This is a genomic window from Desulfuromonas svalbardensis, from assembly GCF_055389415.1.
Window position 1 is genome coordinate 1876254 of record NZ_AP042416.1, and the last position, 20044, is coordinate 1896297.

The following is a 20044-nucleotide window of genomic DNA, read 5'->3' on the forward strand; positions in this document are numbered from 1 at the left end:
TTTCGCCTTTATTGAACGACCTTATTAATTATTCTACAAGCTTGATCGCGCACTAAATTCTATCTCAATGGCTGAAGTATCATTGTGAATGTCCTGTCTGCCTCTTTTAGTTCATACACCAAATTGATTTAATCTCGATTGTACTCCATACCGATAGGCGCTGGCCGTTGACATTTGGAATGTTGCCTTTATACTTTACCAAATAAGATTAGTTTAATTTATTTTTCTTAGTTATTGAAAACATAGGGTGGTGCACATGATAAGAGGTGGTTTATTGAGGTTCGTTGTCTCCCGCGTGGTACTTTTTGCACTAGTGATGCTTATCTCACCCTTGTGTTCGACTAACGTTTTAGCAGAAAATCTGTTTGACCTTCGCTTTGAAGATTTACTCCAAGTACAGGTTACTTCAGCGAGTAAAACACCAACACGCCTTATGGAGACCCCTGCCGCAATATCGGTGATTAGTCGTGATGATATCCGCAGAAGTGGTGCTTCTACAGTTCCAGAGGTATTGCGGATGGTTCCTGGGGTGCATGTTGCACAGATTGATGCGAATCGCTGGGCTGTGACGGTTCGGGGATTTAACGGACTGACCGCGAATAAACTGCTTGTTATGATTGATGGCCGTAGCGTCTATACTCCGACCTTTTCCGGAACCTATTGGGACGCACTCGATGTCTCAATTGAAGAGATCGAGCGCATTGAGGTGGTAAGAGGTCCGGGGGCAGCGTTGTGGGGAGCTAACGCAGTTAATGGTGTGATTAATATCATTACCCAGTCAGCTCTAACGAGTCAAGGCACCGAGGTTATGGCTTGGCTTGGCACAGAGGAGCGTGGTGGGGCAAGTGTTCAGCATACGACACAGCCTAGCGATAATAGTGCGCTGAGGCTCTCTGCACGAGGGTTGGTAAGAGATCAAGGCCCATTAGAAGGAACCGGTGCCGATCGCAACACCGAGCAAGGTCGTTTCGGTCTGCGCTGGGATGTTCAAGGCAATGATTATGCTGTGCAAACGTCAGCCAGTTATTATCAGATTGAACAATCGTCGACCTACAATAAAATGGATATTTTCCCGCCTTACATTAAAGCCCTAACGGATGAAGCTGATCTGCGTGGTGGTCATATTCGTAGCCGCTATAGTCGTTTTATTAATGCCGATTCGAATCTCGATATTCAGTTCTCTTACGATTACTCCTCGCGGCATGAATGGCTTTATGAACAGAAAATCCAAAAGTTTAACCTTGACCTTCAGCACAGTCTTCGATTGATGGATACGCACCGGCTAACGTGGGGTGGCAATGTCGATTTAAGTTTAGATTATTATCGCTCACGTCAAGGGCAAATAAATATCTCATCTCATCACCGTCGGGCTCACCTGTTTAGTTTTTTTGCGCAAGATGATTACTCGTTGTCAGATGATATTACCCTGACTCTGGGAGGCAAATGTGAGTACAACGAGGTGACGGGTTGGGAGTTACAACCGAACCTGCGTTTATTGTGGCAGGCGAATCCGTATTGGTCCTTATGGGGGGCAGTGTCTCGCGCCGTGCGAACGCCGTCCCATGTTGAGCAACATGGAAATATGATTGTCTCTATCGATCCACCGTCATTAACACTGCCCCTTGCTCAGGTGATAACACTTGAGGGGGATCACGACATTGATGCCGAAGATCTTATCGCTTGGGAACTCGGCTCACGTTATGTGTTGAACGATTCCCTCTCTCTTGACCTCGCTTTATTTATTCATGACTACGATAATTTGCAAGGAGGGACATTGCAGTCTGCATCAGTAGATATATTTGATGGTCAGCCTGTTTTTTTAATCAGTTATGGCGCTAATAATAATTTTGATGGTCGAAGCTATGGTGCAGAACTCGCGGCCGATTGGCGTGTTCTCCCGGAATGGAAGCTGCTGCTGGCATATAATTTTCTCGATATGAAGCTCAGAGAGCCTGATGTAATGGAGGTCGCTTATCCCGAGCGATATTCTCAACATCAGGTATCGCTGCAATCGCGTTGGGATATTAGCTCTCAATTTCAGGCAGATTGTTGGCTGACCTATACCGATGGCATGGAGGCGCAAGATATTGATGAATGTTGGGATTTACAACTGCGAGTCGACTGGCATGTTAATTCAGCGTGTCATATCGAATTGATTGGTCAGAATTTATTTCATGACGATAAAAAAGAGATCCACTCAGAACTTTCAAGTGTGATTTCATCTCGCAGTGAGCGTGGAGCGATATTGCGACTTCATTATCAATTTTAAGGGGGTTGCGTTGAAAGTTTTAGTTCTGTTGACACACACAGGGGATTCTCTTGAGAAATAAAGGTTTTATAATCATTACGTTGTTTGTGCTATTGAGCGGATTGCTGTGCGCGATTCCCGTTCAAACCATGGCAGCAGAACGTTTTGAAAGCCGCGAATACCCTCTTAAAGCGGCCTTTATGTATAACTTTATTAAATTTACCCGTTGGCCAAATGACGGATTACTTAGTGACCATAGTCCGTTGCTACTGGGGATAGCAGGGCCAAATTATTTTGGAGATGCGTTATTGCCGTTAGAGAAAGAAAGTGTCGCAGGGCGGCCTATCATTTTAACGTACTGTAACGATATTGATTGTCATGATGTGCTGAATTGGCAAGTCGTTTTTGTCACCTTTCAAAAAATGGAACAATTTAGTCGTGTGCTAGATGATGTTACTGGTCGACCAGTGTTAACTATTGGTGATGTATCTGGATTTGCGCGACAAGGAGGCTGTATTGAGCTGGTAAAGCAGCAGGATAAAATCAGCTTTATCATTAATCGAGGCGCGATTGAGAAACAAGGTCTTAAATTAAGCTATAAGGTCTATTCTATGGCTCTTGAAGTGATTGGGGATGGGGGCTGATGAAATCTTTTATTCGAAATCTGCCCCTTAGGCATAAACTTAACGGGATCATTGTGATCACTACCGCGTTGTCATTGTTGCTTGTCTCTATCGCTTATTATGTTCATCAACAGCAGGTTATTAAGCAGCAGGCCACGATTGAGCTAAAGACTTTGAGTGAGATTTACAGTGATACCTGTACTGCCGCCCTTGCTTTTGATGATACAAATGGTGCTCAGCAATTGCTCTGTTCTCTTGAGGCTAAGCCAACAGTGTTAGCTGCGTCAGTGTTAAATAAACATGGTGATGTTTTTGCAAGTTATCTCTCTGCAGGGATAAAACCTGAATTGTTAACCTCATTTGTCTATCCAAACAAATTAACTGACGCGATGTTGACAACAAAGTCGCAATTGTTCTCTTTAAAAACGCCGATCATTTTGGATCATGAGACAATTGGAGCGTTTCTAATTGTTTCAGATTTTTCTGATGTGCAAGAGGCGCAAAGTCGTTTTATTTTGTTCCTTGCTGTCATATATAGTTTTGCCCTTTTGGTTACCTTGTTGTTGTCCAGCCGTTTTCAACGTCACATTACGCTGCCGATTCATCGCCTGATTACGACGATGGGTGATGTTGCGCACTATAATGATTTTTCGTTACGGGTAAAAAGTACAACCAGCGATGAGGTGGGCAAACTCTGCCATGGCTTTAACACAATGCTTGAGCGGATTGAAGATCAAGATAATCTCCTTAAGGATCAAAAAGAGAACTTACGTTTTCTCGCGACTCATGATTCTCTGACGGGGCTGCCAAACCGAACCCTATTTTATGATCGCCTCCATAAGGGGCTAGCACGCGCGCGACGCAATAACAGTGCTCTTGCGGTGCTATTTATCGATTTAGATCGCTTTAAAAACATTAACGATACTATGGGGCATGATGTTGGTGACCTGTTGCTAAAGGCTGTTGCAACCCAGCTTCATGGTGCTTTGCGAGAAGATGATACCGTTGCTCGCTTTGGCGGTGATGAGTTTGTTATTATGTTAGATAATGTCAAGATGTACGCGATTGAGTATGTCATGGGCAAGGTGACGAGGGCGATAAAAACTCCCGTTGAACTGCAGGGGCGTCGTATAGTGATCACCCCAAGTATTGGTATCTCCTGTTTTCCTCAAAATGGTCAAACCCCTGATCAGCTGATTAAGTATGCCGATGTCGCTATGTATCACGCTAAAAATAGTGGTAGGGACGCTTCACATCGCTATTTCCCCGAGATGACATCACAACTAAGCAGTCGTTTTAATCTGGACAATAAGCTTTACGGAGCAATCGAACGCAATGAATTTACCCTCCATTATCAGCCGCAGTATGATTTGAAAACTCGCAAAATGTGCGGTTGCGAAGCACTGTTACGTTGGAAGGTTGATGGTCAAGACATTTCACCGGTTGAGTTTATTCCGATCGCTGAAGAAAACGGCCAAATTGTTCCGATAGGACGGTGGGTGTTGCAACAAGCGTGCGTTCAAGGGATGAAATGGCGATCTTTATATTCTGAGCCGTTCAGGGTTGCTGTGAATGTTTCACCGCGGCAGTTTTTTACCTCTGATTTAATCACCGAGGTTGAAAAGGCTCTTCACGATTCAGGATTACCGCCAACATGTTTAGAAATTGAAGTAACTGAAACAATGATCATGACAGATATTGAAGAAGCGATCTTGGTGATGGATCGTTTAAGCGCGATGGGGGTAGCGATTGCTCTTGATGATTTTGGTACAGGATATTCGTCCCTAAGTTATCTTAAGCGCTTTCCCTTGAGTAAGCTTAAAATTGATCGCTCGTTTGTTCGTGATGTTCTTTGCGACGAAGATGATGCGGCGATTACTCAGGCAATTATCTCTATGGCGTTGGCGCTAAAGGTTGATGTTATCGCTGAGGGGATTGAAACTGAGGAGCAGCTTGATTTTTTACGTAATCTTGATTGTCATTATGGACAGGGGTACTACTTTTCTCGCCCAATATCAGCAGAAGAATATACGCTGTTGCTTCAAGCTGAGGATGACTAATTCTTTTCATGACCTGATTAAATGTAAACAAAGCTACGCCGAATCGAGGGGGGATCCTAATCGGTGTTGTTTTTTATTAAGAATGGAAAAAATTAAGTCTCGCCTGCCATAACATGCCTTGATGAGTTATACTCTACGGTCTCAAATGGATCATCATCACAGACACATCCGTATTGTTTTGATTAACAACAGGCAAAGGTTCACTGTACTGTCATACAATTAGCTGCTGGCGAGACGAATTCAGCTGTGTTCTAATTTAATTATCAATCAAGTGGTATCGCTTATGAGCAGAATAATCATCAAAAAAAAATGTACAGGATGTGGTCAATGCCTACCAAGCTGTCGTAAAACAGCGATCCAATTAATCAGCGAGTTTCCTGGTGGCTATGGTAAAAAAACAGCGAAAATTGTCTATAAAAAATGCACATTGTGCGGTGCTTGTGTTTCAAAGTGCCCGCGTCACGCAATCGTTCTTGCCCCCTGATCCAATAGCGTTATATCTGTGCTACCTCCCCTCCTCACAAGCAATGTCACCAATTTATGATAAAATTCTTAGATGCATATTCTAAGGAGAAATCATGCCACGTTATAATCTTGTTCTTGGTGGTCAAGCAGGGCAGGGGATCAATACCGTCGAAAGCGTGTTAGTCAAAGCGTTTAAGGCCTCTGGTTATCATACCTATGCAACCAAAGAGTATATGTCGCGAGTTCGTGGTGGAATTAATACCATAACCCTCAGCGTTGGTTCTCAACCCATTCGAAGTTATAGCGAGCGGATCGACATTCTATTGCCATTTACAGCGGGGGTTGTTGATTGGGTGGGCGATCGTTTGAACTCCAATTCAATTGTACTGGGTAATACTGAGGTACTCTCAGCGCAGATGATAACTAAGAGCGTGTTCCCGCTGCTGTGGCAGAGTGATGAAGTGAAACAAACTCACGCTAAACAGATCAATACCCTCTGTGCTGGATTGGTTGCTGCTCTTTTCGGACTTGAATTTACTCTGTTAGGGTCATTAATTCGCCAAGAGTTTTCTGATAAGGCTGAGAAGATTATTGCTGCCAATTTGGAAGCGTTAGAGCATGGCACTCAGCAAGGTTTGAAGCTGAAAAAGCTGCACCAGTGGCAGTTCCCCCTTGTTGCCAATTCGATTGTGATGGATCACCATATTCTAAATGGCAGTGAAGCGGTAGCTCTGGGGGCGTTAAGTGCGGGCTGTAATGCCTTGTCATTTTATCCCATGTCACCGTCAACTGGGGTGGCGAATTTTTTGATTCAGCATGCCGAAACCTTTGGCCTTGCAGTGGAACAGTTTGAAGATGAACTTGCTGCTGTCTCTGCCTCGGTTGGCTGTTGGTATGCTGGTGGGTGTGGCTTAGTCACCACTTCGGGTGGTGGTTTTGCCTTGATGGAGGAGATGGTTAGCCTCGCTGGCATGTCAGAAACACCGCTGGTGATCCATCTCGCTCAACGGCCCGGCCCAGCAACGGGATTACCAACGCGCAGTGCGCAGGGTGATCTGAATCTGGTTCTTTATGCTGGTCATGGTGATTTCCCACGCACTATCTTCGCGCCGAGTACCATCGAACAAGGCATTGCCCTTAGCGCCCGAGCGTTTACGATGGCCGAGCGTTTTCAGACGCCCGCCTTTATTCTCACCGATCAATACTTTGTCGATACCTACTATTGCAGCGCCAGCGTGTCATTACCGCAAGCTGTGGAGCCAACCATCACCGAAACAACCGCCGATTATCGCCGTTATGCGCTAACCCTGAGTGGGCTATCGCCACGCGGCATCCCAAACTGGGGCCAAGGTATTGTGTTGGCTAACGGCAATGAACACGATGAGTATGGCGATACCACTGAGGCTCTTGACCTCAGTAAACAGATGCCCGAAAAGCGGATGGCAAAGTACATTCAAATGGTTGATGAAGCCCTTGAGCCGGAGCTGGTGGGTGCGGCTGACTACTCTATTTTAGTTATTGGCTGGGGTTCCACTTTTGCCAATATTAGACAGGCCGTTGAGGAGTTGAATGATCCACGGCTGGCGTTGCTCCATTTTAGTCAGCTTTATCCACTACCCAAAAGTGTCTCAGCATCGTTAGCTCAAGCACAAACGATCATCACCATTGAGCAAAATTTTAGCGGTCAATTTGCCGACCTGCTCCAACGTGATTATTGTTGCACCATCGATCACCGTATCCTGAAATACGATGGTCGTGTTTTCTCCACTGAACAGATCAACCAACGACTCACTGAACTTTTGAAAGGATTGTCATCATGAAAACCAGTCCCTTTGATTCGAGTCGCCCCGGCTCTCAAGAGATCTCATGGTGTCCGGGTTGTGGTGATTTCGGCATTCTCAGTGCCATAAAAGAAACGTTGACTGCCTTGCAACTGACACCACAACAGACCGCTATTATTAGTGGTATTGGTCAAGCTGGGAAGTTGCCCCATTACATCAACAGTAACGGTTTTCATACTCTACACGGTCGGGCCATCCCCATTGCAACGGGGGTGAAAGCGGCCAATCCCCACCTTACTGTTTTGGCTGTCGGCGGCGATGGTGACATGTATGCCGAAGGGGGCAACCACTTTCTCCATGCGCTAAGGCGTAATCCCAACATTACTGTCATTATCCATAACAACCAGATCTACGGATTAACCAAAGGGCAGGGGTCGCCAACCACGTTGCAGGGGATGAAAACGACGACCCAACCACGCGGAGTCTGCGCTGAACCGCTCAATGCGATGGCGATCGCTATTGCACAAAATGCCTCTTTCGTCGCGCGGAGTTTTATTGGTGATAAGGCGTTGACCGTTGATGTGTTACGGCAGGCAGTTGAGCATAACGGACTCGCTATTGTTGAAATATTTCAACCCTGCGTTACCTTCAATAAGCTCAATACCTACGCCTGGTATGCAGAGCATTGTCAGAGGATTGAAAATCATGATTGCAGCGATCAAGCCGCTGCCTTGGTACTGGCTCTCAATGTCGATCAGTATCCGATTGGTGTGCTGTATCGTAGCAGCGACAAAAAAACCTTTGAGGAGCAACTTCCTAGCTATCTCAACGACGATACGCCCCTGTGGCAACGGCGTGTTAATCGCGATGCGTTGCAGCAGTTATTAGATAGTAAAAAGTAATATACTCATCACCATTACCCAAGGGTTTTATTGATGAATTTTTATCGTAGCGTTTGACACTCAGTGATCAACTTGGGTATTGTTGAAAAATGAAAAATAACTCTAATGCGCTTAAAAATCGAACTGTATATTTATGAATAGTCGTCGAATCATCACCTGCTTAATGGTTCCCGGCAGCTTGGTTTTTTTGTTGTCTATGGCTGTGTGGAACTGGACAGCACAGTCTGAACTTTTGCAAACATTTCTCCTACTTTGGCCCTATGTGGTATTAGCGTTAGGAGTGTTACTCGGCTGTCGTTATCAACGATCACGTCTGCTGTTGATACTATTCGTTTTAACGTTAAGCCAGCCACAGCTCGTTGAACTTTTACCACCACACTTGACCACGTTTTCGCTAGCGCTGATCTCCATTATTTTACCGTTAAACTTGCTGTGGTTGGCATTTTCATCTGAGCGTCATCTGCTGTCGGTTACCACCATAATTCGATTGATCATTATTACTGGTCAGGGCGGGCTTGTGTGGCTTGCCTACCACTTTTATCCATCGCAAAGTTGGGACGTTGTACGGATGAATCCGTTTTGTCATCCGTTGTTCGATTTCGTACCTCAGTTCCCCCTTGGCACGATGCTACCGCTCGCTATGACAACATTTGTCGCGGTGTTTTTATCTCTTTTAGTCGCCCTGTTTTGGCGGCCAAGCATGGAGCGGGGAGCTCAAGTGTGGATGTTGATAAGTGTTTTCCTTGCTCAACGAGTGATGGGAGATGAAGCTCTATTTTACAGTGCCACCGCTGTGTTGATCCTGATTGTTGCCCTGCTCGAAGCCTCGCATTCAATGGCTTTTCGCGATGAACTAACTGGCTTAGGTAGTCGACGCGCACTCAATGAATATCTGCAACGTTTGTCAGGTTGCTACACGTTAGCAATGGTCGATATCGACCATTTCAAACGGGTTAACGATACTCACGGACACGATATCGGTGATCAAGTTCTTAAAATGGTGGCTGGTTGCTTGGCAAATGTTAAGGGGGGCGGCAAGGCATTTCGCTATGGCGGTGAAGAGTTCACTCTGGTGTTTTCGGGTAAGAAGCGCGATGATGTACTGCCCCATTTAGAAGAGCTGCGAATCAATATTTCGCGCTCTGATTTTTCCCTACGTAGTAAACCACGGCCAAAGAAAAAACCTGAAAATATCGCTAGGCAGAGCACTAAACCAAAGACTTTAAAGGTGACGGTGAGCATGGGGGTGGCTGAACATCGTGAGCGTAAACAGACGGCTGTTCAGGTTGTTAAACAAGCCGATACCGCTCTGTATCGGGCGAAAAATAGTGGTCGGAATCAGATTTGTTAATGTTTTGTTGATGGAGGTTTGAATGGGGCAACGGGTTAGGCTTAGCGCATTGAGGTTTCAACCGAAGTCTCTTCAGGGGCAGATGTTGATCCTCGTGTCACTGGTTGTTTTTTTGCAGCTACTGATCAGCGGCGCTATTTTTACCACCTTTATCGGAGCGATTTCGCAGGATCAAATCGGTAAACGTGCTCTCGATATTGCCCACACCGTCGCCGTCATGCCGGTGGTTGTAACAGCATTAACCGATTCCAGCTTACAACCTCAGGTGCAACAACTCGCCGAGGCAGTGCGCCTGAAAACCGGTGCTGAATTCATTGTTGTTGCTGACCGTCAAAGTCGTCGTCTTTCGCACCCCAATCACGAAAAAATTGGTCAACTTTTTAGTGGTGGCGATGAGCGGGATGCTTTGACCACAGGTCGTTCCTACCTGTCGCAAGCAACAGGAAGCCTCGGCCATTCGTTACGCGGTATTGTTCCAGTTTATTCCAGCGATGAGCAGATTATCGGTTTTGTTGCTGTTGGCTACTTACAACAGGATATTGCCGATACCGTTCACGGTTATCAGCGTGAGCCAGCGACCTTGATATTCATGCTATTGCTGGTAGCAATGCTCGGTGCATCTGCCATTGCTCACTATGTTAAACGGCAAACATTAGGGCTTGAGCCACGCGAGATCTCATCGTTGTATTTGGAGCGCCAAGCGATTCTTGAGTCAATTCGAGCCGGTATTATCGCCGTTGACGGCCATGGTGAAATTCGCCTCATCAACCAAGCAGCACTGGAACATTTTCATTTTGAGCCACAACAGCAGGTTCTCGGTAAAAAGGTGGATGAGGTCTTTGACCACAGCGAGTTTTTACCGTTGTTGCAACCCGGTGCTGAACAATCGTTGCGTGAAATTACCGTTGATGGTCAAGAACTGCTGTTCACTAGTGTGCCAATTGTCCATGAATTATCTGATGCTGGTATGGTCGCCAGTTTTCGCCGTGTCGATGACCTAACGCGCTTACAACAGCAGTTGCGTCAAAGCCAAGAATTTACTGAGATGCTGCGTGTTCAGGCCCACGAGTATTCAAATAAATTGCACATGCTCGGTGGCTTACTCCAAATCGAAGCCTATGATGAAGCGTTGGAGTTGGTGAGTCACGAAGCCTCAGGGCTACAAAGCCTGATTCAGTTTTTATCTCAAGCTGTCCCTCATACCACGTTAGCCGCTATAATCATGGGTAAATTCAACCGTGCCAACGAGATGAAAGTGGAATTCTTACTTGATCCGGAAAGCTCGATGGCTGATATCCCTGCTGACTATAATTTTGATAAGTTAGCGACGATAGTTGGTAATCTTATTGATAATGCCCTTGAAGCAGCGGTTGCGTATGGCCAACGGCCAGCGTGTGTTCAGTTGTTTATGACCGATATCGGTCATGATTTGATCTTTGAGATCGAAGATTCAGGCGCAGGTGTTGGCGTAGAATTACAGGAGGCCATTTTTCAGCAAGGATACACCAGTAAACCTGCCGAGCATGACCTAAATCACGCCCACGGTGTCGGTCTGTATTTGGTGCGTCGCTATGTCAAGCAGTTAGCGGGGGATCTGACCATATCTACCGGTGATTTAGGCGGGGCGCTGTTTACCTTGAGTTTGCCAAAAAAACCTCAACGAGGGGAACGATCATGACACCATTGCGGGTACTCATTATAGAAGATGACCCTCGTATTGCCGAACTACACTGCCGTTTTGTTGAGAAGATCACTGGCTTTGAAGTGGTAGGGATGGCATTAAGTTTAGCCGAAGCGCAGGAAATGGCTGAGCTGTTATCGCCCGATCTGCTGTTACTTGATCTCTATCTTCCTGATGGCAACGGCATGGATCTGCTCCATCAATTGCGTGGTCAAGGGCAACAGGTTGATGTGGTGCTCATCACCGCCGCCAAAGAGGTGACCTCCATTCAACAAGCGTTGCAAGCGGGGGGGTTCGATTACTTGGTCAAGCCGGTGATGTTTAAACGCTTTGAAGAGGCGCTGCATAACTTTCAGCGCTATCGTGGCCAGTTAAGCGGGGTAACTAAGTTGAATCAAGCCGAGATCGATCAGCTCCGTCATGGTCATGTGACCACGACTAATGTTGATAACAGTGGGGTGCCGAAAGGGATTGACCTGTTAACCCTCGGTAAAGTGCAGCAAGTGTTTCACGATCACGATCCTCAGGCAGCGGCGGGGTTAAGTGCTGAGGAGGTGGGGACCAGTATCGGTGCCAGTCGTTCCACTGCTCGTCGTTATCTTGAATACCTTATCACGACTGGTGAGCTACGAGCCGATGTGGTCTATGGCAGTGTTGGTCGGCCCGAGCGGCGCTATTTTTCGCCACGCAGTGAAGGTTAACGCAAAGGCTCGCCATCGTTTCGATGGCGAGCCTTTGTTGTTTAAAGCAGATTTGTTTCCGTGCTAAATTAGTATTTTAGCCAACGGATAACCGATGAGGCAGGCGGTGATCACCGCAATCAACCCCGGTATCATGAAACTGTGATAGAAGTAGTACTTATCAATCCTCGTTGTGCCCGAAATATCAAAGTTACAGGTAGCGATATCCGATGGATATTTGGGGATAAAGAAGTAACCGTAGCAGGCTGGCATAATGCCGATGACCAGCGCTGGCGATAGACCGATCCCTAAGGCAACAGGGAGCATCATGCGGCATGTTGCAGCCTGACTGTTGACCACTATCGAGACAATAAACATCGCTAAGGCAAAGGTCCAAGGGGACGTTTGCACCATGTCGATGATTTCCGATTTAAAGCTAGGCAGAGCAAATTTAAAGTAGGTGTCACTCATCCACGCAATACCGAAAATAGCAATCGCTGCAACCATGCCCGATTTGAAAACAACCCCTTCAGGAACTTTCGATGCTTTAGTTTTTGTAACAAGGAGAATTAAACCACCGAATGCCAACATCATCATCTGAATAATGACCGACATCTTAATGGCTTTCGTGCTCTCGCCAATAGTGCGAATTTCAGGGAACATGGCGATGATAACAATGGTGACTAAAGCCAGACCGAATAGGAAAACCGAATGCTTGGCCGAATTTGGTAGTGTTTCGTCGAGAGTGGTCGCTGTGGTCTCTTCAATTCGCTTACGCAAGATGGGGTCTTGCATGCGGCGCTGGTATTCTGGATCATCTTCAAGTTCGACACCACGGCGGATACTGTACAGTGACATCGCAAACAAACCAATTAGGGTAGCAGGAATGGTAACACTCAGGATTGATAACAGAGTGATACTGCCCTCTAAAGGGGTGAGTTGAGAGAGATAGTAGACCACTGCTGCCGAGATTGGGCTAGCGGTGATACCGAGTTGCGCAGCGATCGACGATGCAGCCATTGGTCGTTCAGGGCGGATTTTGTTTTTAAGTGCTACATCACCGATGATTGGCATCACCGAGTAAACCGCATGACCTGTACCGAGCATAAAAGTCATGGTATAGGTGACCAGTGGTCCCAAAATTGAAACGCGTTTCGGGTTGGCTCGTAGAACTCGTTCAGCGATCTGCAACATATACTTGAGGCCACCCGCCGCTTCAAGAATCGAGGCACAGGTAACAACCGCCATAATGATCAGCATGACCGTGATCGGTGGCGACGTTGGTGGCATTTGAAAAATAAATACTTCAACCACGAGGCCGATACCTGAAACAACTCCAAGACCGATTCCACCGTAACGGCTTCCCATATACAGCATCAATAGTAAGAACGAAAACTGGACGTAGAGCATGGCTAATCTCCCCTCTCCAGATGAAGAAAACGGGTCACCGCAGTGACACATGTGGGTGTTAAAAGAAGCGCATCGTGATGTTTTTTCACGCTACGATTCTATAATAAACACAGAGATTAAAATTGGAAGTTTCTGGAATTAAAGGTTTTTTTGTTTTTAATGTTTATTTTGTTTATTTTGTTCACGGTTGGTTTTAATCAGAGAGTAGAGATGATTATTAAAAAGTTCGTATGAGATGTGGGGATGGCGATTGATAATAAAAATCCGGCTGAAATTCCTTGGCTTATGATCACATCTTCATCAACGGTCATAGCAAAAGTGGCTCGAACGTTAGGATTGAAATAGCCACTTTCAGGATGTTTTTTATCTGGTGCACCAAACAGCCCTTGTGAAAATAATGCTGAAAGATCGCGGTCGCGAACTTTTTCGGCACTTATAGGCTGAGTGTATGTATTACCTTTACTCTCTGAAAAACTCAGGCCATCGTCAGATGTAGAAGCGACAAATGTTTCATCAGCCATCAAAAATCCAAGCTCAAGGGTGAAATCTTGCCAGCGAGTTGGGGCATAGTCACTGTGTTTTTGCAACACACGATAAGTATTGTCATCGCTTGCTGTAATATTATATTTAAGGTAAACGGTTGATTATTAGTACTGTAAAGCTTGAACCGTTTACTTGATTGAAATGGATCGCTGCACTATTTAACTGAAAATTGTAAGGGTTGAATCCAGCACACATAATACAGTTAGTGCCATCAACTTCATCGTTATTTACAACGCTGAGTCGAGGTGTTTGGGTGTCGCGTTCTTTTCACGTGACGCCACCAAAATCCTCCATTGAGCCGTTTGGATCATAAATGTGCTGTAATAACTCTCAGACTCAATATACGGAGCCGAGTCGGTGACAACCTCATTGGTGTTCCAGCCTTGAACTGTTGCTGCGTTAGCGTTGAGTGCGAAAGCCACAAGCATTAGCGCGCAGCCTAAAGTAAAACGTTTTGAAACTTAAAACATAATTTCCCTCTTTTCTTACAAAAAAAAGATAATAAGTACCTAGCAGAGGACGATGAAGATTTTTGCCTTGAAAAATCATTGAAACGATTTCACGAAGCATGGCACATCTGGAAGATATTGTGCCACGTGTGATAACTAACTAAGAGCATTAGGGTAATGGGGATTGTGTCAAGTGCGTATACACGCAGTGATGCAAGTAATATTGTGTGAGTTGACTCTAGTATGATAAATTAAGGGTGATTTACCCTAATGAGTTTTAGGGTTTCAATCATTAGACGGTCAAGCCGTGGTGAAGGTTAACAACGGTTTTCACTCCCGTCATAAAACCGTGTAGTTGGCAGCGAAAATTATGTGCTGTTTTGGTGAGGAGATTTATTCGCGTTGTCGTTGGTGATTGATCCTGATTAATACGATGATGAGGTGGTAGATAATAAAATGCCCCCTACTACAGCGTAGCAGGGGGCGCATAACATAGAAAAACCAATAACATTGTTGAACTGATTATTCGTAAACAGGAACAGGTTTGAGTCAAAAGTATAGAATGTTAAAAATATCGGCCATTCTATCAACTTGAAATTTCACTAAATTAAATCGAATAATCATTACGTGGAATTCACGAGACATATCACATAAAGCAGATAGTGTGCCATGTGCGATAACTAGCCGAAAAGATAAGATATTGTTAAAATATGGCTGTTTTGTGCGTATACAATCACTTGCGGTGATTGTGTGAGTTCACTCTATCGTGATAATTTTAAGGGGGACTTCCCCCGCCCATAAAAAGGTATTGAGGGTCAAAATCATGCAACAGTCAAATTTTTCAGCTATACGCTCCATGGTGCAAATAGCCCATTGTATCCTGTTGATCGTTACTGTTACGCTCTTTACCGTACTTTGCCCACTATTGGCTAATGGTAGCAACGATACATGGCAGTATCTAAAAAATGACGAAGGCGTAGCACTGTATCGTGCTGAAACCATGGTTGAAGGCTATTTGCCATTCAAAGCCATTGCCACCGTTGATGCCACTGTTGAACAGATTGTTATGGCGATGGTGGATGCTGAGCACAAAAGTCAGTGGGCGCCCAAACTAAAACGTAGCAAAGTACACACTGAGTTATCGGCAAATCAGTTCGAGTTTAGTGAGTATTACACCACCCCGTGGCCGTTCTGGGACCGCGAATTTCTCCTTGTTGGCACCGTAAACTATCACGCTGACCGCGTCATTTTTTCGGCGAACAACTCCCAACAAAAACGGCATGCAAGTGATGATCATGTCCTCGTCGATGTCGCCGTCCTCGATTTCGAAATTATCCCTCTCGATGAAAACCGTAGCCGCGTGACCTTCACCTTTTCAGGTGAGTTCGGTGGTTGGATTCCCCCCTTTGTAAAGACCATTATTCAAGAGAAGTGGCCCGTGCGGTTTATTCAGGCGTTACAGTTGCGCGTTCGGCAGGGGGATGAGTTGGAGACGCCGAGGTATCGGGGGTTGGTTAAGGGATAGGATTGATTCTGCTTACTCCCGTTTACCTGCTTGAAGTATCCATTGACTTGTCCATTCTCCATAGATATTCTTGCTTGTCCAAACATTGGACAAGTGCAAAGCCTATAAGGAGAGAATGTGTGAAACTAGCACGCCCCATAAAACACTCCCTGCCGAAGCAGATATCTCAGCAGATAGAGGAACATATTCAAAGTGGTGATCTTAAGCTTGGAGATAAGATTCCCTCGGAACCCGATCTTGTCCGGCAATTTGCTGTTAGCAGAAATACCATACGGGAGGCGATTCAATCACTGATTCAGGCGGGTGTTCTTGAGTCACGTCAGGGAGATGGCACCTATGTTGTTTCCACTGGGAGGTTTGAGGGTAATATCTTTAGTCGCTTAAGTGGCTCTCGGCAGAGTGAGGTGGATGAGGCCCGTCTTGTAATCGAGCGGGAAATTGTTCAGCTTGCCGCTAAAAGGCGCACCGCGGCAGATCTTGTCCGTATTGAGAGGGCTCTGTTAGCGAGGAACTCTGCTCACAGTTCCTCAGAAGAGTATGGCCAGACAGATATCGAATTTCACCTGGCAATTGCCAAGGCTGCTGGAAACACAATCCTTTACGATCTCTACAGCTCGATCTCTAAGTTTATCAGTAATGCTGTTGCGCAAAAGGTCTGTCTTGGACATAAACAAGATGAGGAATTCTCTGTGCTCCATAAAGAACTTTTTCAGGCGATTGAAGACAGAGACGGCAGGCAAGCAGTTAACCTTCTTGATCAAATTCTTGCCATCCACTAGAGGCACAATGAAAAAAATATTTTCCCCTCGTGTTGTCCTGAAGTGGTCTACTAAAGCCGGACACAACTTAAGGTGGTATATTGAGCCATCAACAAGGAGTGTTCATAGCTATGGGAAGACGATCATTTACGAAAGAGTTTAAACGAGAAGCCGCCAACTTGGTTATCAATGAGGGCTACTCTGTTACTGAAGCCAGCCGTGCGATGGATGTTGGTACTACCGCCATCAGCCGTTGGGTTAACCAACTCGAACAAGAATATGGTGGCGGAACTCCTAAAGCTGCAGCGTTAACGCCAGAGCAGCAACGTATTCAACAACTGGAAAAACGAATCAAAGAGTTAGAGACCGATAAAATGATACTAAAAAAGGCTACCGCTCTCTTGATGTCGGACGATATAAAACGTTCAGGTTGATCACCCAATTAAGAGAGCATAGCAATGTTCGCAAACTTTGCGCACTATTTTCAGTACCACGTTCAAGCTACTATGATCATCTACAGCGACGAACAAGGATAGATATTACAAGGTTACGTCTTCGAGCCAAAGCAACGGAAATATTCAATGCCAGTCGCCAATCAGCGGGCAGTCGGAGCATCGTCACCAAATTACGTGAACAGGGTGAAATCATTGGTCGGTTTAAAGTTCGTCGCTTGATGAAGGAAGCCGGTTTAGTTAGTAAACAACCCAAACCACCCGCATACAAAGTAGCAAAGGTGGAGCGACCAGACATACCGAATCATTTAGACCGTCAGTTCGATGTGAAACGACCGAATCAATTATGGTGCGGCGATATTACCTATATTTGGGCACACGGACGATGGATGTATCTTGCCGTCGTTTTGGATCTTTGTAGGCGCCGAGTTGTTGGTTGGAGTGTATCTGAAAAAGTCGATGCTGATTTAGCCATTGCAGCACTTGATCATGCATATCAACTACGAGGAAAACCACAGGGTGTGATGTTCCACTCAGATCAAGGCAGCCAATACAGCAGCAAAACCTTTCGTCAGAGATTATGGCGTTACCAGATAAAGCAAAGCATGAGTCGGCGAGGAAATTGTTGGGACAATGCCCCAATGGAACGCGTATTTCGTAGCTACAAAAGTGAATGGATGCCATCAAAAGGTTATTTGAGCTTCAGCGAAGCAAAGAAAGACATTGGTAAATACTTGATGGATTACTACAACTGGCAACGGCCACATCAGAGAAATGATGGGCTTGCACCAGCTGTTGCAGAAAAAGAACCTAACGTACTGTCCGAAATTAGTTGACCACTACATCCTGGTCATAGGTATTATTTTTATAGCCTTTAATCTTCGGGCTCCCATTACCGCTGTTGGCCCTATTATTGATCTTATCATGGAAGATCTGGGCCTTAATAATGTTCAGGCTGGATTTATCACCACTCTTCCTCTGCTGGCATTTGCTCTCTTTTCGCCCTTTGTTTCTAAGATAAGCAAGAGATTCGGCTCTGGATACACCATGCTCTTTGGACTTGTTCTTATCCTTTTAGGGGAGTTGATTCGGTCCTATACCAATTTTTTTGGACTCTTTGTCGGTACCGCTCTGATGGGCTTGGGGATTGCCATAGGCAATGTCCTTATCCCCGCGATAATAAAGAAAAAATTCTCAACCCATGTTGGCAGACTAACCAGTATCTATACCACCAGTATGTGTGTATTTGCAGCAGTAGGAGCCGGGCTAAGTGTGCCGTTAGCTTCTAGCTATGGTGTTGGTTGGCGACATGGTCTTGCCGTTTGGGCCATGCTGGTTATTTTCACTATGATTATCTGGCTTCCTCAGCTTAAAAAGGCAGATGGTGATCGAGATACCCCTAATAGAACTAGCGCGCTCTCTGTCGGAAAATCTATTTGGACTTCGCCCGTGGCTTGGTGGGTAACCCTCTTTATGGGAATTCAATCTCTGCTTTTTTACTCCTTGGTTGCCTGGCTTCCCTCGATACTTACGGCAAGGGGTATGGGCAGTCATTTTGCCGGGACAATGGCCCTTGCCTTTCAACTGGTGGGTCTGCCGGCAACCTTTGTGATTCCGATTATTGCCGATAAATTTAAAAACCAGAGGCTCATTGGTACCGTTAAGGCTACGATCTATCTTGTTGGCATGTTGCTTCTCTTTTATGCGACCACAAAGCCTGTCTTTATCTGTTCTATAATCCTTCTCAGTATTGGCCAAGGCGGTTGCATTAGTTTGGCCATTGCCTTTATCTCTCTGCGTACTCCGCATGCTCTGCGGGCAGCAGAACTCTCAGGTATGGCTCAGTCGGCGGGTTATCTTTTTGCGGCGGTAGGGCCAATCCTGTTGGGAGTCGTCTACGAAATAACTGGGTCGTGGGATATACCTATTCTTATTCTTGTCGCCTGCAATATTCTCCTTTTCTTCTTTGTTCTCAAGGCGGGAAGGGACAGGCTTGTATAAAGGGGGGAGGTCTGCGGTTGACTTATGTAGTGATAAAATTCAAAAGGCCGATTTGGATATTCCGAATCGGCCTTGTTCGTTAAGCACGTTGAGTCTATTTCTGGATAATTGTTTCTTCTGTTAGATCTTAAATCGTATAGTGAAATGTTCTGTTTCCATCTGCAATGCTACAAGCTTCAGATTCTTGTTTTGGGTTATTTCAAACCATATCCATCTGCTTATTGTCGACGGCGATAAAGATGTTATCCCAAACAGTCTTCAGTTAATTGCGGGGAGAACAGCACAGGAGTTCAATAGCAGGAAAAAGGGTAAAGGTGCCTTATGGCATGATCTCTATCATGGAAGGTGTTGCAGTTGGTGGACAACAGTTTATAGTTGATAGAAACAACCAACTTCACCGTGGATCTTTTTGGGCGCAAAACTCTGGAACGTGACGATTCTTTTATCCTGCGTGAAGCTTCAGTTGCATACAACAGTCATTTACGCCCTGAAACGGAGCTTGTAAACGCTAAAAACAGCTATTATTTGCCAATAAACTGTGTGGAATTAACAGATAGCTTTGTCCGCCACTAGAGCCGCCGTCTGCTGTTTTTGGCGGTTGTACTTTTCGACTGGAAAACGAATTCTTATCAAAGGAAATATTGATGGTGTCCGCATGGTGATCGGAGCAGGAAAAATAAAATTTCAACTTTATGGCATCAATTCCCTGAAGGAAAAGCGCAGTATAGTTAAATCTATCATTAGCCGGATTGGCAATAAGTTCAACATATCCATTGCGGAAACTGACTATAATGACAGCTATTTGTTGGCTGAAATCGGATTTGCACTAGTTGGCAACGATTCAAGGGTCGTGAATTCAAAAGTTGATAAAGTGTTGAATTCTGTTGAGGAAATTGGCCTGGCGCAGATTGCGGACTTTCAAATAGAGATCATTCATCTCTAACGGCCATGCTAAGCAGGAAAAAGTAAACGACCGAGTGTGATAGTGAGATATTCATGGTCATGGGTGGTACGATGGCAAGTTCTTATCTGGCAGTTGCAATATAAAAGGGTCAGGTCGGCGGTTGACTTATGTAGTGATAAAATTTAAAAGGCCGATTTGGATATTCCGAATC

General features: G+C 45.4%; 17 protein-coding genes and 1 pseudogene. 15 read left to right on the forward strand and 3 right to left on the reverse strand.

Annotation, left to right across the window (positions count from 1 at the left end; all coding sequences use genetic code 11):
- The first annotated feature begins 256 nt into the window (after window positions 1–256).
- The 9 genes from ACZ5KY_RS08530 to ACZ5KY_RS08570 all read left to right on the forward strand — a co-directional run bounded on the left by ACZ5KY_RS08530 (window position 257) and on the right by ACZ5KY_RS08570 (window position 11812).
- A complete protein-coding gene (locus tag ACZ5KY_RS08530; protein ID WP_464243474.1) occupies window positions 257–2269 on the forward strand; it encodes a TonB-dependent receptor plug domain-containing protein in 2013 nt (670 codons plus the stop codon).
- 50 nt (window positions 2270–2319) lie between these two features.
- Window positions 2320–2892 (forward strand): YfiR family protein, encoded by a 573-nt coding sequence (locus tag ACZ5KY_RS08535; RefSeq protein WP_464243475.1) that lies wholly within the window; start codon window positions 2320–2322, stop codon window positions 2890–2892.
- Window positions 2892–4931, forward strand: a complete 2040-nt coding sequence (locus ACZ5KY_RS08540) for a bifunctional diguanylate cyclase/phosphodiesterase (RefSeq protein WP_464243476.1) — start codon at window positions 2892–2894, stop codon at window positions 4929–4931. Before ACZ5KY_RS08535 ends, ACZ5KY_RS08540 begins: the two co-directional genes overlap by 1 nt.
- A gap of 283 nt (window positions 4932–5214) precedes the next feature.
- On the forward strand, window positions 5215–5415 hold the full coding sequence (locus tag ACZ5KY_RS08545; protein WP_464243477.1) for a DUF362 domain-containing protein: 201 nt from the start codon (window positions 5215–5217) through the stop codon (window positions 5413–5415).
- 94 nt (window positions 5416–5509) lie between these two features.
- A complete protein-coding gene (locus tag ACZ5KY_RS08550; RefSeq protein ID WP_464243478.1) occupies window positions 5510–7216 on the forward strand; it encodes a 2-oxoacid:acceptor oxidoreductase subunit alpha in 1707 nt (568 codons plus the stop codon).
- Complete coding sequence (locus ACZ5KY_RS08555; RefSeq protein ID WP_464243479.1) at window positions 7213–8079, forward strand: thiamine pyrophosphate-dependent enzyme; 867 nt, start codon at window positions 7213–7215, stop codon at window positions 8077–8079. The genes ACZ5KY_RS08550 and ACZ5KY_RS08555 overlap by 4 nt, the downstream gene beginning before the upstream one ends.
- A 133-nt stretch (window positions 8080–8212) precedes the next feature.
- Window positions 8213–9430: a GGDEF domain-containing protein gene (locus tag ACZ5KY_RS08560; protein ID WP_464243480.1), complete on the forward strand. Its 1218-nt coding sequence runs from the start codon at window positions 8213–8215 to the stop codon at window positions 9428–9430.
- Between the two features lie 22 nt (window positions 9431–9452).
- A complete protein-coding gene (locus ACZ5KY_RS08565; protein WP_464243481.1) occupies window positions 9453–11108 on the forward strand; it encodes an ATP-binding protein in 1656 nt (551 codons plus the stop codon).
- Window positions 11105–11812 carry a response regulator gene (locus ACZ5KY_RS08570; protein WP_464243482.1) on the forward strand — a complete coding sequence of 236 codons (708 nt, stop codon included), beginning with the start codon at window positions 11105–11107 and terminating at the stop codon, window positions 11810–11812. The genes ACZ5KY_RS08565 and ACZ5KY_RS08570 overlap by 4 nt, the downstream gene beginning before the upstream one ends.
- Before the next feature lie 63 nt (window positions 11813–11875).
- Here the strand turns inward: ACZ5KY_RS08570 and ACZ5KY_RS08575 are convergent, their stop codons facing one another.
- The 3 genes from ACZ5KY_RS08575 to ACZ5KY_RS08585 all read right to left on the reverse strand — a co-directional run bounded on the left by ACZ5KY_RS08575 (window position 11876) and on the right by ACZ5KY_RS08585 (window position 14172).
- Window positions 11876–13201: an anaerobic C4-dicarboxylate transporter gene (locus tag ACZ5KY_RS08575; RefSeq protein ID WP_464243483.1), complete on the reverse strand. Its 1326-nt coding sequence runs from the start codon at window positions 13199–13201 to the stop codon at window positions 11876–11878.
- Window positions 13202–13398: 197 nt separating this feature from the next.
- Window positions 13399–13821, reverse strand: a complete 423-nt coding sequence (locus tag ACZ5KY_RS08580; RefSeq protein ID WP_464244650.1) for a choice-of-anchor F family protein — start codon at window positions 13819–13821, stop codon at window positions 13399–13401.
- Window positions 13822–13971: 150 nt separating this feature from the next.
- The gene (locus tag ACZ5KY_RS08585) at window positions 13972–14172 is read right to left on the reverse strand and encodes a hypothetical protein (RefSeq protein WP_464243484.1); all 201 of its coding nucleotides are present in this window, start codon (window positions 14170–14172) and stop codon (window positions 13972–13974) included.
- Window positions 14173–15016: 844 nt separating this feature from the next.
- Between ACZ5KY_RS08585 and ACZ5KY_RS08590 the strand changes: the two genes are divergently transcribed.
- From ACZ5KY_RS08590 to ACZ5KY_RS08615, 6 genes and pseudogenes are all read left to right on the forward strand, one after another.
- Window positions 15017–15718, forward strand: a complete 702-nt coding sequence (locus ACZ5KY_RS08590; protein ID WP_464243485.1) for an START domain-containing protein — start codon at window positions 15017–15019, stop codon at window positions 15716–15718.
- 119 nt (window positions 15719–15837) lie between these two features.
- Window positions 15838–16497, forward strand: a complete 660-nt coding sequence (locus tag ACZ5KY_RS08595) for a FadR/GntR family transcriptional regulator (protein ID WP_464243486.1) — start codon at window positions 15838–15840, stop codon at window positions 16495–16497.
- Between the two features lie 110 nt (window positions 16498–16607).
- Window positions 16608–17764 (forward strand): IS3 family transposase gene (locus ACZ5KY_RS08600; RefSeq protein ID WP_464242671.1). Its coding sequence is split into 2 segments (ribosomal slippage): window positions 16608–16857 and window positions 16857–17764, totalling 1158 coding nucleotides; the frame shifts between segments, so codons are not numbered across the junction.
- Entirely contained in the window at window positions 17706–18929 is a 1224-nt protein-coding gene (locus ACZ5KY_RS08605; protein ID WP_464243487.1) for a CynX/NimT family MFS transporter, read from the forward strand. Before ACZ5KY_RS08600 ends, ACZ5KY_RS08605 begins: the two co-directional genes overlap by 59 nt.
- A 193-nt stretch (window positions 18930–19122) precedes the next feature.
- Window positions 19123–19269 (forward strand): annotated as a pseudogene (locus ACZ5KY_RS08610) (transposase); the annotation flags it as partial.
- 315 nt (window positions 19270–19584) lie between these two features.
- Window positions 19585–19872, forward strand: a complete 288-nt coding sequence (locus tag ACZ5KY_RS08615; RefSeq protein ID WP_464243488.1) for a DUF503 domain-containing protein — start codon at window positions 19585–19587, stop codon at window positions 19870–19872.
- The last annotated feature ends 172 nt before the right edge of the window (window positions 19873–20044 follow it).